Source organism: Microbacterium sp. AC026 (assembly GCF_979258475.1).
Genome location: NZ_OZ409857.1, coordinates 1898911 through 1912920, shown reverse-complemented (window position 1 = coordinate 1912920; position 14010 = coordinate 1898911). Strand labels below are relative to the sequence as shown.

The following is a 14010-nucleotide window of genomic DNA, read 5'->3' as shown; positions in this document are numbered from 1 at the left end:
GAGCGAGCGCGCCGGCCCCGGCCCGCAACGACTCAGACGGACGTCGCGGCGCGCAGCGCGATGCGGATCATGTCGCCGAAGGTCTGCTCGCGCTCCTGAGCGGTGGTCTGCTCGCCGGTGACGATGTGATCCGACACCGTGCAGATGGCCAGAGCGCGACGCCCGTGGTACGCGGCGAGGGTGTACAGCCCCGCGGCCTCCATCTCCACTCCGAGGGCGCCGTGCTGCACGAACGGCTCGGTCAGCTCGGGTCGGGTGCTGTAGAACTGGTCGCTCGAGAACAGCAGACCGACGTGGACGGCCGAGTCCAGGGGCTCGGCCTCGCTCGCCTCGACCGCCGCGCGCAGCAGTCCGAAGTCCGCGACAGGTGCGTAGTCGAGTCCGTGGAAGCGCACCCTGTTGATGCCCGAATCGGTGCAGGCGCCGTTCGCGATGATGATGTCCCGCACCTGCAGCTTCTCGGTCAGCGCCCCGCACGAGCCGACGCGCACGATCGTCTGCACGTCGTACTCCTCGAACAGCTCGGTCGCATAGATGGCCATCGACGGCTGACCCATGCCCGAACCCTGCACCGAGACGCGGTGGCCCTCCCAGGTGCCGGTGAAGCCCAGCATCCCGCGGGTCTCGGAGTACAGCTCGGCGTCGTCGAGGAAGGTCTCGGCGATCCACTTCGCCCGCAGCGGATCGCCGGGGAACAGGACGACGGGGGCGATCTGACCGGGCTGTGCGGCGATGTGCGTGCTCATGGCTTCAGCGTAACCAGCGGTCTCTGCGTGGCGCGCCCGGACCACAGCGTCCGCCTTGAGATCATCGGTACCGAGCGGTGATCGGCACCGCGGAAAAGGGACGACGATGTCCGATCAGATCTTCTTGTACGGGGCGCTCGGGCTGTACTTCGCCGGCATGCTGCTCATCGGATACTTCGCCTACAAGCGCACCTCCGACCACGAGGACTACATGCTCGGCGGACGCAACCTGCCGTCGTGGGTCGCCGCGATCAGCGCCGGTGCGGCCGACATGTCGGGCTGGCTCGTGATGGGTCTTCCCGGCGCGATCTACGCCGCTGGACTGATCGAGGCCTGGATCGCGATCGGGCTGACGATCGGCGCCTACCTCAACTGGCTGCTGGTGGCCCCACGGCTTCGCGCCTACACCGAGGTGTCTCGCAACTCGATCACGATCCCGAGCTTCTTCGAGAACCGGCTCCGCGACACCAGCCGGTCGCTGCGCATCGTCTCGGGGCTCATCATCCTGGTGTTCTTCACGCTGTACATCTCGTCGGGCATGGTCGCCGCCGGCGTCTTCTTCGAGAGCTCGTTCAACGGCGACTACCTGTTCGGGATGCTGCTGGTCGGCGGCATCACGCTGCTGTACACGCTCTTCGGCGGATTCCTCGGGGCCTCCCTCACCGACGTCGTGCAGGGGCTGATGATGGTGATCGCGCTGATCGTCGTGCCGGTCGCCGCCGTCATCGCGATCGGCGGACTCGAGGAGACGTCGACGCTCATCACCGAGAACGCCGGAGAGGGATTCCTGTCGCTGCTCGGCGGAGGGGCCGTCACCGGCGGCACCTTCCTCGCCATCGCCTCGGCCCTGGCGTGGGGCCTCGGGTACTTCGGGCAGCCGCACATCATCGTGCGCTTCATGGCGCTGCGCTCGCCGCAGGAGGCGAAGAGCGCGCGTCGCATCGGCATCTCCTGGATGGTCGTCTCGATGTTCGGCGCGATCATCTCGGGCCTCGTCGGCATCGCCTACATGGCGCAGCAGGGCATCACCCTCGACAACCCCGAGACCGTGGTGCTGCTGATGTCGCAGACGCTGCTGCATCCGTTCGTCGCCGGACTCGTGCTGGCGGCCGTGCTCGCGGCGATCATGAGCACCGTGTCGAGCCAGCTGGTCGTGTGCTCGTCTGCGCTGGTCGAGGACCTCTACAAGGTGGTGCGCAAGACCCCGCCGTCCGACAAGCGGCTGGTGCTGCTGGGCCGCCTGGCGGTGCTCGTCGTCGCGATCATCGCGATCATCCTCGCGATCACGCCGAACGACTCGATCCTCGGGCTCGTGTCGTTCGCCTGGGCGGGATTCGGTGCCGCGTTTGGCCCGATCATCCTGCTCAGCCTGTTCTGGCGCAAGCTCACGAACTGGGGTGCTCTGGCGGGCATGTTCGTCGGAGCGGTGACGGTGTTCGTCTGGAAGGCCCTCGACACCGACCTGTACGAGCTGCTCCCCGCGTTCGTGTTCGCGTTCGTCGCGGCCGTCGTGGTGAGCCTCGTCACCTACACGCGCAACGACGACATCGAGAAGGAGTTCACGGACGCCGAAGCGATGCTGACGGCACCGCGGGCCGCAGTCGGCAGCGCTCGCTGACGGACGCAGGGCTGAGTCGCCGGATGCGAGGATCAGCCCTCGCATCGGGTCTCAGCCCTCGCGCCGCCGCACGATCTCGCCGATCCAGATCGGCGCGAACGGCGAGGTGCAGCCGGGCGCGGTGGGGTAGTCGGCGAGCACCTGCAGGCGCTCACCGATCTCGAGCGCCCTGGACCGCAGCTCCGGGTGGAAGATGCCGATGTTGGCGAGCGTCTCGTTCATCGCCCACTGCAACCGCGAGGGCGCGTTCTGCAGATCGCGCTCGATCAGATCGAGCAGGTGATCGAGGTCGAGGCCCTCGGCATCTTTCGCGACGCGCACCGTCGTGAGCGACCATGCGGCCGCGGCGACGGTCGGGTCGGAGTCGTCGAACCAGCGCAGCCGCAGCTCCTCCGCGAGGGGGTCTTCTTCGCGACGTAGTTCACGAACCAGTCGTTGACCTTGGGGGCCTGAGTCTGTCGCAGCATCGCGTCGAGCTCGTCGGCGGTGAACGCGCGCGGCGTGCAGATCAGCAGCGCCAGCAGCCGGGCGGCGGTGTCGCCGGTCGCCCACAGCTCTTTCGCCAGGGGCTGGTCTGTCTTGATGCGCTTCGCGAGGGTGCGCATGCGGCTGAGATTGATGCCGTGGTCGTCGCCGCGCTTCTCGTTCGCGGCGCGCATCTTCGGATCCTCGAGGGCGGCGAGCTCGGCCAGAGCCTCGGGAACGGTCATGTCGGACATGTCACCAGGGTAGGCCCGGAGCGCTTGTCAAGGCCCGGGCTTTCTGCGGGCATGCGGCCCTAATCTCGCAGGAGATCGAACTCCGACGAAGGGAAAATGCCATGACTCGCGACAGCGACGACATCAGCACCGACCGCAACGACATCAGCACGGAGCCGTCGCCCGGCCCCGAGGAGAACGACAACCTCGGCGCCGAGGACAACAAGGGAGAGCCGCCGACGGTCGTCCCCTCCGGCTCGGGCGACGAGAGCGACGACGACGACGGCGACGTGCTCGCCGACGACCCCGAGCAGGACTGACCGGCGCCGCCGCGTCGCCCTGTCATTCCTCGTCGACGAGCTCCGCGCGGATGCGCCTGAGGTCCTCCATCAGCGACCCGATGAGGATCCAGTGCGTCGACGAGGGCGGCCGGATGACGAGAGGCGCGGTCAGTGCCGGGATCGCCGAGGTCAGGGCCTCGGGCTCCGGGGACACGTCGGCGATCTGCACAGCCAGTCGCACATCGTGCCCTGCGCGCCGCAGCTGCTCCGCGATGGCCGTGACGGCCGGCTCCTCCCCGATGGAGTCGTCGTAGTGGTCGAAGTAGGCGCGCGTCATCCCGATGGTCTGCGTCACGATGGGCGTCAGCCGTTCGAGCAGTGCGCGCATCTCGACGAGCTCTTCACGGTGCGTCGACCGGCGCGGGTTCAGAGTGAGGGATTCCTCACCCGCAGCGATGGATGCCTCTGCCGCGTCCTTCATCGGGCGCAGCAGTCTGGCTTCGAGCATGAGCTGATGCAGCGTGGCGGGAGTCTGGGGTTCGGGCAGCGCATCGGCGAGTCGGTCGAGGCTCGAGGCGAGCTCGCTGCCCAGCAGCCCGAGATCGCGTCGGGCCGGGGCGACCAGCACGGGCGGCACGATCAGGGCGTTCACGACGATGCCGATGACCACGCCGATCAGGGTCTCGAAGATGCGCGCTATCGCATAGTCGGGAGTCGAGCCCAGCGCGAGCACGAGCATCGCCGAGATGGCCACCTGGTTGCCGGTGCCGGGCGTCGCCCGGAAGGCCCACGCGACGAGCATGGCCACCACGATGGCGAGCAGCACGATCCAGCTCGGTGACCCCAGAAGAAGGCCCAGGGCGACCGCGATCACCACGCCGACGATCACGCCGATGCTGCGTTCGAGCGCCTTCGACAGCGACTGGTTGACGCTGGGCTGCACGACGAGCAGAGCGGCGATCGCGGCGAAGACGGGGAGCTGTCCCGGAACCACCCATCCCGCGAGCATCCATGCGGCGATCGTCGCTGCGGCGGACTTCACCACCTGCAGCAGGGGTGAGCGCTTCGAGGCGCGGATCGCGGCGTGGATGCGCATGCCTGCAACGCTACTCGGCTAGCGAGTGCCGTCAGGGGAGATGTCAACCCCGTCGCCAAGAGTCGTCGAACGCCGCTGAATGGGATGACACGACCGACGAACAGTGAGGAGCATCACATGGTGCAGATCATCGAGACCATCGACGTACACGTTCCCATCGACGTGGCGTACAACCAGTGGACGCAGTTCGAGAGCTTCCCGCAGTTCCTCGACGAGGTGGAGTCGATCGTCCAGCTGGACGACACGCACACCCGCTGGAAGGTGAACGTGGGCGGCGCGACGCGCGAGTTCGACGCGGAGATCACCGAGCAGCACCCCGACGAGCGAGTCGCGTGGAACAGCATCGGCGGTGAGACCGAGCATGCGGGCGTCGTGACGTTCCACAAGCTCGAAGACCTCACGACCCGCGTGACCGTGCAGATCGACTGGGAGCCCGAGGGGCTTCTCGAGAAGGTCGGCTCTCTCGTGGGCGCGGGCTCGCACGCGGTGAAGAAGGATCTCCAGAACTTCAAGGAGTTCATGGAGAAGCGCGGCACCGAGACCGGTGCGTGGCGCGGCGACGTCGACGCCTGATCGACCCCTGAGCTGAGGTCCGAGCGGTGGTGCCCCCATCACCGCTCGGACCTCTTTCGCTGCCCGGCGGACGGCACGCCCGGCGTCGACTAGGGAACTCACGAACGGAAGATAGGGCATCCTCCCGATGTCGTCGGGGTGACTCAGAGCGGATTCTGAGGACATCGCACACCGAGGAGATGTCATGTTCGAGCACCCGTATCTCGCCTACAGATCGACCGAGTTCGACCAGGAGCAGCTCGCTCGCGCGGCAGAACGCCGTCGCGTCATCGAGGAGCGCAGCGATCAGCTGGTCCGCAGACAGCCCGGCCCGGTCCGGCGTCTGGCCGGCCGGCTGCTGCACACGACCGACGCATCGCGCGACGCGGCGACGGATGCTGCACGGCAGCCCGAGCGCCGCGCATCCGCGGGCCGCGAACCGGCACCCGCCCGGTGATCGTCGCTCCGCTGCGGGCAGACGGCAGCGCGACGCCGGATGTCGGAGGGGAGTGGCACGATGAATTCATGCCCCCGTCCGCTCCCAGCGCCGCGATGGTCGGCCGAGAGACCGAGCTCGCGACCATCCGCGAGCTGTTCCGGCGAGCGGTCGACGGGGTCCCGGTGGCCGCGCTCATCGAGGGCGAGGCGGGCATCGGCAAGTCCCGACTGCTGCGCGAGTTCAGCGCCGAGGTGGCGAACCGCGCAGACGTGCATGTCGGCTGGTGCCTCGATCTCGGGGCGTCGCGCACGCCCTTCGGGCCGCTCGCCGGCATCCTCCGGTCGATCGTCGCGAGCATGGGCGCCGACCGGGTGCGGGAGGAGATCGGCGTCGGCGTCGAGGCGCTGGGCATGCTGCTGCCGGAGCTCAACCCCACCGAGCGATCGCAGACCAGCCCTGACCGCCTGCGCGATGCGATCGCGGCGCTCATCGAGGCGGCCGCCGAACACGCGCCGCAGGTGCTCGTCGTCGAAGACCTGCACTGGGCTGACGAGTCGACCCTGGCGCTGCTCTCCTTCCTGCTGCGCACCCTCGGGCACGGCCGCATCCTCCTGATCCTGACCTGCCGCTCCGACGACGTGCGACGCGGCGATGCCGTGAGCCGCTTCATCGGCGAGTCCACCCGCGCGCGTCTGCTCGAGAGGGTCGCGATCGATCGGCTCGGCACCTCGGCTGTCCGTGCGCTCGTCGAATCGCTCACCGGGCAGCCCGTGACAGACGCGGCGCTCGATCGCATCCACGATCGAGCCGAGGGCGTGCCCTTCTTCGTCGAAGAGCTCGCCGGGTGCTCGACCGGTCCCCTGCCCGGCAGTCTGCGCGACCTGCTGCTCGCCCGATTCGACCGTCTCAGCGATGACGCCCGGCGGGTGGTGCAGGTCGTCTCGGGAGCCGAGCGTCCGCTGACCCACCCGCTCGTCACCCGCCTCGCGGGTCTGCCCGAAGCCCGCCTCGACGAGGCGATCCGCGAGGCGACGCTCAGCGGCATCCTCGTCGTGGTCGACGACGACTACCGGTTCCGGCATGCGCTGCTGCGCGAAGCCGTGCACGACGATCTGCTCCCGGGCGAGAGAGCGCGGCTGCATCGGGCGTATGCCGAGGCGCTCGAGGAGAACTGCTCAGGGGCCGAAACCGCCGACTCCGCCGCGCTCGCCTATCACTGGCAGCTCGCGCAAGACGACCGGCGAGCGCTCGCCGCGGCCGTCACCGCGATGGCCGACGCCAAGTCGCGGTTCGCCTTCGCGAGCGCTGCCCGCTTCGGCGAGCTCGCCCTCGACCTGTGGATCCAGGTGCCGGATGCCGAGGCCGTCGTGGGTGTGGCGCGCCTCGAGGTGCTGCGCACTCTCGGTTCCGTGCTGCGCAACGCGGGAGACGGAGAACGGGCGCTCGCCGTGGTCGACCTCGCGCTCGCCGAGGTCGATCCGACGACGGTCGACCCCCGCATGCACGCCCGGCTGCTGCGCGACAAGGCGTACTACACGATGAACCTCGGCCGCGCCGGCGCGGTCCCGCTGCTGCAGCAGGCGCTCGAGATCCTCGAGGCGGGCGTCGACGACGACCGGCTGCGCGCCTCGGTGCTGAACCAGCTCGCCAGTCGCTACATGATCTCGGGGCGACTCGACGAGGCGATCGCGTTGGCCGCGGAGGCGGGCGAGCGGGCCGCGCGCGCCGGGTCGGACGACGAGGCATCGATCGCCGCGAACGTCCGGGGCGGAGCCCGCGCCCACCTCGGCGACCTCGACGCGGGGCACCGCGAGTACGCGCTCGCCCTGCAGCTCGCCAAAGGCACGAACGCCGAGATGAGATACCGGGTCAACTATTCGGATCTGCTCGGCCTGCTGGGGCGCTATCGCGATGCCGTCAGGGTCGCCGAAGAGGGGCTCGCGCCCGCGCGCGCTTTCGGCGTCGAGCGCACCACGGGCGCGCTGATGACGCAGAACATGGCCGTGCCACTGCTCGAGATGGGCGAGATCGAACGGGTCGAGGGGATGCTGGCGCGCGAGCTCGCTCAGCGGACTCTGCGCATCTCGCACATGTACTCCACGATGACGCGCGTGCGGGTGCTCTCCTGGCGAGGCAGACACGAGGAGGCGGCCGAGATCCTTCGCGAGTGGCACCCCGCATTCGAGGAGACCGGTCGGGTCGAACGTCAGATCTGGTACGACGAGGTCATGATGCGCGTGGCCGTCGCCGAGGGGCGGGGCGACCTCGCGGGTGCTCTCGGTGAGGTCAGGGCGATGCTCGCCGATCAGGGGCCGGTGTCCCTGCATCAGCGTCGACTGCTGCTCGAGGCGGCATGGTTCATCGCCGAGCTGCGGGCATCCGGCGTCGAGGTCGAGGCGGCGGTCGCAGACGTGCGCGACGCGTGGCGCGCCCAACCTCCGCAGCTGCGAGGCGACAGGTGGGAGACGATCCTCGAGGCATTCCTCTTCCCGTCCGTCGCAGCCCTGCGCCAGGCGGTCGAGCACGCAGACGACCGCGATGTGCCCGTGACGTTCGCGGTGACCACGCGTCTGGCTCTCGCTCGCGCACTCGTCGACGCAGGAGACCGAGGGGAGGCGAGCGCCGTGCTCTCGGCCGCGATGCGCCAGGCGGAGCGCCTCGGCCACGTTCCCCTGGGGCGGATCGTCGGTGGTTTCCAAGCGGCGGCTGGCCTCGCCGCAGCATCCGGCACCGCATCCGGCACCGCAGCATCCGGCACCGCCGGCGTCGAACCGGATGCCGACCCGCTCACCGCCCGCGAGCGGCAGGTGCTCGAGCTGATCGCCGAGGGTCTGAGCAACCGCCAGATCGGGGAGCGGCTCTTCATCAGCGTCAAGACGGTGAGCGTCCACGTGTCGGCCGTGCTGCGCAAACTCGGGGTGAGCACCCGCACCGAGGCGGCTGTTCTTCAGAAGAATCCGAACTTCCGGGACACCGGTCAGCCTGCCGTGGTACGTTGAGCAGGCGCGTATGTCGGACGTTCCGTCACGGCGCGGGCCGCGCAAGCGGCCGTTTGAAAACAGAAAGTAGAAAACACATGGCCACTGGCACTGTGAAATGGTTCAACGCGGAAAAGGGCTTCGGCTTCATCGCTCCCGATGACGGCACGGACGACCTCTTCGCCCACTACTCGGCAATCACCGGCTCCGGTTTCAAGGAGCTTCGTGAGAACCAGAAGGTCGAATTCGACGCTGAGCGTGGCCCCAAGGGCATGCAGGCTGCGAACATCCGCGCTCTCTGAGCGCGCATAGGCTTCCTGAAGCCGGTCGGATCCTCACGGATCCGGCCGGCTTTCTGCATGTCCGGGTGTTTTCTGCCCGTGCCCGTGCCCCCCGCATCGGGCGGTGCGGTGCGATGTCGACCCCGCGCGAGAGGCGAGGATGACGCCGGGGCCAGGGACCCAAGATGAGGCTTGCCTAACTTTCTGTTAGATTAGGCCAGGCTTACCAAAGCCTTGGCGCCCCTCCGCGCCGCACCCCTCATCCCAACCCGAAGGGAACGCCTGTGCGCACCTCTCGTCTCATCGCCGCCGGTGTCGCCGCGGCTCTGGCCGTCGGCCTCACGGCCTGCGCGACGTCGTCGACCGACTCGAACTCCGACTCCGCCGGCGGCAACCCCGCCGATGACGGTGCCTTCCCCGTCACGATCGAGCACGTGTTCGGCGAGACCACGATCGAGGAGAAGCCCGAGCGCGTCGCGACGATCGCCTGGGCGAACCACGAGGTTCCCCTCGCTCTCGGCATCGTCCCGGTCGGCATGAGCAAGGCCACGTGGGGCGACGACGACGACAACGGCATCCTGCCCTGGGTCGAGGACAAGCTCGACGAGCTCGGCGGCGAAGAGCCCGTGCTGTTCGACGAGTCCGACGGCATCGACTACGAGGCCGTCGCCGACACGCAGCCCGACGTCATCCTCGCGGCGTACTCGGGTCTGACGCAGGAGGAGTACGACCAGCTCTCGAAGATCGCACCGGTCGTCGCCTACCCCGAGGTCGCCTGGGGCACCCCGGTCGACGACATGATCGAGATGAACTCGAAGGCGCTCGGCCTCGAGGGTGAGGGTGACGCCCTCATCGAAGAGCTGCACGCCGACGCCGAGGCCGCCCTCGAGGAGAACAGCGCCCTCAAGGACAAGAAAGTGCTGTTCGCTTACGTCGACCCGAGCGACCTGAGCCAGGTCGGCTACTACACCGCGATCGACACGCGCCCCGGCTACCTGCACGACGACCTGGGTCTTCCGCTTCCGTCGATCGTCGAGGAGAACGCAGACAGCAAGGAGTTCTACCTGTCGGTGAGCTCCGAAGAGGCTGACACCTTCGACGACGTCGATGTCTTCGTGACCTACGGCGACGACTCGCTCATCGCCACCATGCAGGCCGACCCGCTGCTGTCGAAGATCCCCGCGATCGCCGCCGGCAACATCGTGATCCTGCCCGACTCCACCCCCATCGCGGCGTCGGCGAACCCGTCGCCGCTGTCGATCCAGTGGGGCCTGTCCGACTACCTCGGCCTGCTGGCAGCACCGCTCGCCGCGAAGTGACCGTCGGCGTCACCTTCGCACACTGAATTCCCGTGACCGCTGTCACCATTCCCCTGCCGGGCGTCGCAGATCTGCGACGCCCGGCATGGGCGCGCACGCTCTGGCTGCTCGTCGGCCTGGGAGTGCTGTTCGTGCTCTGCATCCTGTCGATCTGCTTCGGCGTGCGCTCCGTGAGCATCGACGACATCTTCGCCGCCCTCGCCGGGCAGGATGACACCCTCGCCCAGGCGGCGATCATCAAGCGCCTTCCGCGCACGGTGCTCGCGATCCTCGTCGGTGCAGCGCTCGCACTCTCCGGCGCGACGATGCAGGCGGTCACCCGCAACCCGATCGCCGACCCCGGCATCCTCGGCGTCTCGAACGGCGCTTCGCTCGCCGTCGTCTTCGGCCTCGCCTTCCTCGGTCTCACCGACGCTTACAGCCAGATGGCGCTCGCGATCATCGGCGCCGCCCTGGCCGCGGCGTTCGTCTACACCGTCGGCTCGCTCGGACGCGGCGGTGCCACGCCCCTCAAGCTCGCGCTCGCCGGTGCCGCCACCTCGGCCGCCTTCGCCTCGCTCATCAGCGCCGTCATGCTGCCGCGCGTCGACCTGCTGCAGGCGTTCCAGTCGTGGCAGATCGGCGGAGTGGGCGGTGCCGAGTGGCCGCGCATCGCGATCACCGCCCCGGTGCTCGCGCTCGGCGCACTGATCTGCTTCGCCAGCGCCCGGGGCATGAACTCCCTCGCTCTCGGCGACGACATGGCGAAGGGACTCGGCGAGCACGTCTTCCGCACGCGCCTCATGTCGGCGGTCGGCGCCGTGATCCTCGCCGGAGCAGCCACCGCGATCGCCGGGCCCATCGGATTCGTCGGTCTCGTGATCCCGCATGTCTGCCGGATGCTGATCGGCACCGACCACCGCTGGCTGCTGCCGTTCTCGGCCATGGCCGGCGCCGCCCTGCTGCTCGCGAGTGACATCGTCGGCCGTGTCATCGCGCCGACCTCGGAGGAGATCCAGGTCGGCATCATCACCGCCATCATCGGCGCCCCGTTCTTCATCTGGATCGTCCGTCGTCAGAAGGTGCGTGAACTGTGAGCACCATCGACCGGGCTGCCGCCCACACTCCCGCAGCATCCGACCGCACCCGCGACGAGGTCGCCGCGCTCGTCGCGGGCCGCCGTTCGCGCCACCGCCGCCACGCCACGGCCACGATCGTGCTCGGTGCGCTGCTGCTCGTGCTGTTCGCCGTGGCGCTCATGATCGGCAACACGTTCTATCCGCTCGACGAGGTGATCCGCGTGATCCTCGGCGAGACCGTGCCGGGGGCGTCGTTCACCGTCGGCGAGCTGCGCCTGCCCCGCGCGGTGCTCGCGATCCTCGCGGGTTTCGCGTTCGGCATCGCCGGCGTCTCGTTCCAGACGCTGCTGCGCAACCCGCTCGCCTCGCCCGACATCATCGGCATCTCGAACGGCGCCGGCGCCGCGGCGGTGTTCGGCATCATCGTGCTGTCGCTCAACGGGCCGATCGTCTCGCTGCTCGCGCTCGGCGGTGCGATCGTCACAGCAGGAGTCATCTACCTGCTGTCGATCAAGAACGGCTTCGCGGGCACTCGACTGATCCTGATCGGCATCGGTGTCGCGGCGATGCTGCAGAGCATCATCTCGTACATGCTGTCGAGGGCGGCGAACTGGGACATCCAGACCGCGATGCAGTGGCTCACCGGAAGCCTTAACAACGCCTCGTGGGAACGCGTGATGCCGCTCGCGATCGCCGCCGTCATCATCGTGCCGCTGCTGCTCCTGCAGGGCAGGGCGCTCGGGGCGATGCAGCTCGGCGACGATTCGGCATCCGGTCTCGGGGTGCGGGTCAACACGACTCGTCTGCTCTTCATCCTCGGCGCAGTCGCACTGCTGGCGTTCGCCACCGCCGCGACCGGCCCCATCGCGTTCGTGGCGTTCATGGCGGGTCCGATCGCGGCCCGCATCACGGGGCCGGGAGCGAACCTGCTCGTCCCCAGCGCATTCATCGGCGCTGTGCTCGTGCTCGGAGGCGACCTGATCGGTCAGTTCGCGTTCGGCGAGCGCTACCCGGTCGGCGTGATCACCGGCGTGCTCGGCGCTCCGTACCTCATTTACCTGCTCATCCGCACGAACCGCTCGGGAGGCTCCCTGTGACCGAGGCGCACACTCTGACGGCGGAGTCCGTCACTCTCGCCTACGGCGACCGGACGATCATCGACGGCCTCGACCTCGCGATCGCGCCGGGCAAGATCACCACGATCGTCGGCGCGAACGGATGCGGCAAGTCGACCCTGCTGCGTTCGCTCGCGCGTCTGCTCTCGCCGACGGCGGGTCAGGTCGTGCTCGACGGCAAGTCTGTGCACGCGCGCCCCACCAAGGAGGTCGCGCGCATCCTCGGCCTGCTGCCCCAGTCGCCCGTCGCTCCCGAGGGCATCGCCGTCGCGGATCTCGTCGGCCGCGGTCGGCATCCGCATCAGAAGATGCTGGCTCGCTGGAGCGCTCACGACTACGAGGTCGTCGCGGATGCTCTGGCCGCCACCGGCACCACCGAGCTCGCCGACCGCAGCGTGGACGAGCTCTCGGGCGGCCAGCGTCAGCGCGTGTGGATCGCCATGGCGCTCGCGCAGGAGACCGACATCCTGCTGCTCGACGAGCCGACCACGTTCCTCGACGTCGCTCACCAGGTCGAGGTCCTCGATCTGCTCACCGACCTGAGCGTCTCGCGCGGCACCACGATCGTGATGGTGCTGCATGACCTCAACCTCGCCGCGAGGTATTCCGACGAGCTCGTCGCGATGAAGGAGGGCAGGGTGCACGCCACCGGCGCTCCGCAGGATGTCGTGACCGCCCAGCTCGTCGAAGAGGTCTTCGACCTCGCGAACCAGATCACCATCGACCCGGTCTCCGGGAAGCCGATGGTCACTCCGATCGGAAGGCATCATGTCCGCTGAGACCACGACCGAACGCCCCACCTACGTGCTCGCTCGCGCCGAGGTGCGCGGGGTCGAACGGGTGTCGCCGAACTTCGTGCGGATCACGTTCGGCGGCGACGACCTTCTCGAGTTCGGCACGCCGGGTGACGTCTTCGACTCCCGGATCAAGATCGTGTTCCCGCCGGCATCCGGCATCCTCCCCGATCTCGATCGTGAGACCGACGACTGGTGGGGTTCCTTCCTCGCCGTCCCCGAGGAGGACCGCGGATCCATGCGCACCTACTCGGTGCGTGACCTGCGGGCGACGGATGCGGGCACCGAGATCGATGTCGATTTCGTGCTGCACCTGGCGCCCGGACTCACGGGCCCGGCGTCGCGCTGGGCCGATGCGGCCGCGGTCGGCAAGGAGCTCTTCATCGTCGGACCACGTCGAGGCGTCGCCGCGGCCGCACACGGCGGCGCCGAGTACGAGCCGGGCACCGCGACGTCGGTCGTCCTCGCCGGTGACGAGACGGCGGCTCCCGCGATCGCGCGCATCCTCGAAGACGCCCCGAGCGACCTTCGAGGCTGCGCCTTCATCGAGGTGCCGTCCCCGGCCGACGTCCTGCGCATCGACGCGCCTGCCGGGGTCGAGGTGCACTGGCTGCCTCGCGATGCGGGTGAGCCCCACGGTGTGCGGCTGATTCCCGCCGTGCTCGAGTACCTCGGAGATGCGGATGCCGCCGACGAGATCGACGTGAAGGACATCGACACGGAGGCCCTGCTCTGGGAGACCCCCGACTACTCGGGTCTCGGCGAGGAGATCGCGGAGGCGGATGCTCCCGCCGAGCGCTACTTCTGGATCGCCGGCGAGAGCGGCGTCGTCACGACGCTGCGGCGCCACCTGGTCAAGGATCTCGGCATCGACCGCTCGCAGGTCGCCTTCATGGGCTACTGGCGACGCGGCGTCGCCATGCGCGGCTGAGGCCGGTCGGCTCAGGGGCCGTTCTCGTTCGCGTTCGCGTTCGCGTTCTCGTTCGCGCTCGCGCATCGCAGGAGATCTCACGCAACGAAGGAGCGGATCCGGCA

Annotated in this window: 13 protein-coding genes and 1 pseudogene; 11 read left to right on the top strand and 3 right to left on the bottom strand. The window is 68.9% G+C overall.

Annotated features, from left to right (window positions below):
* Positions 1 to 32 precede the first annotated feature (32 nt).
* Positions 33 to 746, bottom strand: a complete 714-nt coding sequence (gene deoD, locus ACZZ93_RS09465) for a purine-nucleoside phosphorylase (protein ID WP_053098518.1) — start codon at positions 744 to 746, stop codon at positions 33 to 35.
* 106 nt (positions 747 to 852) lie between these two features.
* On the opposite strand from deoD, the gene putP reads away from it, so the two are divergent.
* Complete coding sequence (gene putP / locus ACZZ93_RS09460) at positions 853 to 2364, top strand: sodium/proline symporter PutP (RefSeq protein ID WP_187248979.1); 1512 nt, start codon at positions 853 to 855, stop codon at positions 2362 to 2364.
* A 51-nt stretch (positions 2365 to 2415) separates the two neighbouring features.
* Here putP and ACZZ93_RS09455 read toward each other — a convergent pair.
* Positions 2416 to 3083: pseudogene (locus ACZZ93_RS09455) on the bottom strand (DNA alkylation repair protein).
* 101 nt (positions 3084 to 3184) lie between these two features.
* Here ACZZ93_RS09455 and ACZZ93_RS09450 point away from each other — a divergent pair.
* On the top strand, positions 3185 to 3382 hold the full coding sequence (locus tag ACZZ93_RS09450; protein ID WP_053098521.1) for a hypothetical protein: 198 nt from the start codon (positions 3185 to 3187) through the stop codon (positions 3380 to 3382).
* 22 nt (positions 3383 to 3404) lie between these two features.
* Here the strand turns inward: ACZZ93_RS09450 and ACZZ93_RS09445 are convergent, their stop codons facing one another.
* Positions 3405 to 4439: an FUSC family protein gene (locus ACZZ93_RS09445; protein ID WP_230100845.1), complete on the bottom strand. Its 1035-nt coding sequence runs from the start codon at positions 4437 to 4439 to the stop codon at positions 3405 to 3407.
* A 117-nt stretch (positions 4440 to 4556) separates the two neighbouring features.
* Between ACZZ93_RS09445 and ACZZ93_RS09440 the strand changes: the two genes are divergently transcribed.
* The 9 genes from ACZZ93_RS09440 to ACZZ93_RS09400 all read left to right on the top strand — a co-directional run bounded on the left by ACZZ93_RS09440 (position 4557) and on the right by ACZZ93_RS09400 (position 13906).
* Positions 4557 to 5012: an SRPBCC family protein gene (locus tag ACZZ93_RS09440; RefSeq protein ID WP_053098523.1), complete on the top strand. Its 456-nt coding sequence runs from the start codon at positions 4557 to 4559 to the stop codon at positions 5010 to 5012.
* A gap of 184 nt (positions 5013 to 5196) precedes the next feature.
* Positions 5197 to 5448: a hypothetical protein gene (locus ACZZ93_RS09435; protein ID WP_053098524.1), complete on the top strand. Its 252-nt coding sequence runs from the start codon at positions 5197 to 5199 to the stop codon at positions 5446 to 5448.
* 68 nt (positions 5449 to 5516) lie between these two features.
* Positions 5517 to 8429: a helix-turn-helix transcriptional regulator gene (locus ACZZ93_RS09430; protein WP_463510939.1), complete on the top strand. Its 2913-nt coding sequence runs from the start codon at positions 5517 to 5519 to the stop codon at positions 8427 to 8429.
* 77 nt (positions 8430 to 8506) lie between these two features.
* Positions 8507 to 8710, top strand: coding sequence for a cold-shock protein (locus ACZZ93_RS09425; protein ID WP_042538190.1), 204 nt, complete (start codon positions 8507 to 8509; stop codon positions 8708 to 8710).
* Positions 8711 to 8973: 263 nt separating this feature from the next.
* The gene (locus tag ACZZ93_RS09420) at positions 8974 to 10008 is read left to right on the top strand and encodes an iron-siderophore ABC transporter substrate-binding protein (protein ID WP_463510938.1); all 1035 of its coding nucleotides are present in this window, start codon (positions 8974 to 8976) and stop codon (positions 10006 to 10008) included.
* A gap of 26 nt (positions 10009 to 10034) precedes the next feature.
* On the top strand, positions 10035 to 11084 hold the full coding sequence (locus tag ACZZ93_RS09415) for a FecCD family ABC transporter permease (RefSeq protein WP_463511733.1): 1050 nt from the start codon (positions 10035 to 10037) through the stop codon (positions 11082 to 11084).
* On the top strand, positions 11081 to 12163 hold the full coding sequence (locus ACZZ93_RS09410; protein WP_083569254.1) for a FecCD family ABC transporter permease: 1083 nt from the start codon (positions 11081 to 11083) through the stop codon (positions 12161 to 12163). The genes ACZZ93_RS09415 and ACZZ93_RS09410 overlap by 4 nt, the downstream gene beginning before the upstream one ends.
* Positions 12160 to 12960: an ABC transporter ATP-binding protein gene (locus ACZZ93_RS09405; RefSeq protein ID WP_053098527.1), complete on the top strand. Its 801-nt coding sequence runs from the start codon at positions 12160 to 12162 to the stop codon at positions 12958 to 12960. The genes ACZZ93_RS09410 and ACZZ93_RS09405 overlap by 4 nt, the downstream gene beginning before the upstream one ends.
* Positions 12950 to 13906, top strand: coding sequence for a siderophore-interacting protein (locus tag ACZZ93_RS09400; protein ID WP_285363758.1), 957 nt, complete (start codon positions 12950 to 12952; stop codon positions 13904 to 13906). Before ACZZ93_RS09405 ends, ACZZ93_RS09400 begins: the two co-directional genes overlap by 11 nt.
* The last annotated feature ends 104 nt before the right edge of the window (positions 13907 to 14010 follow it).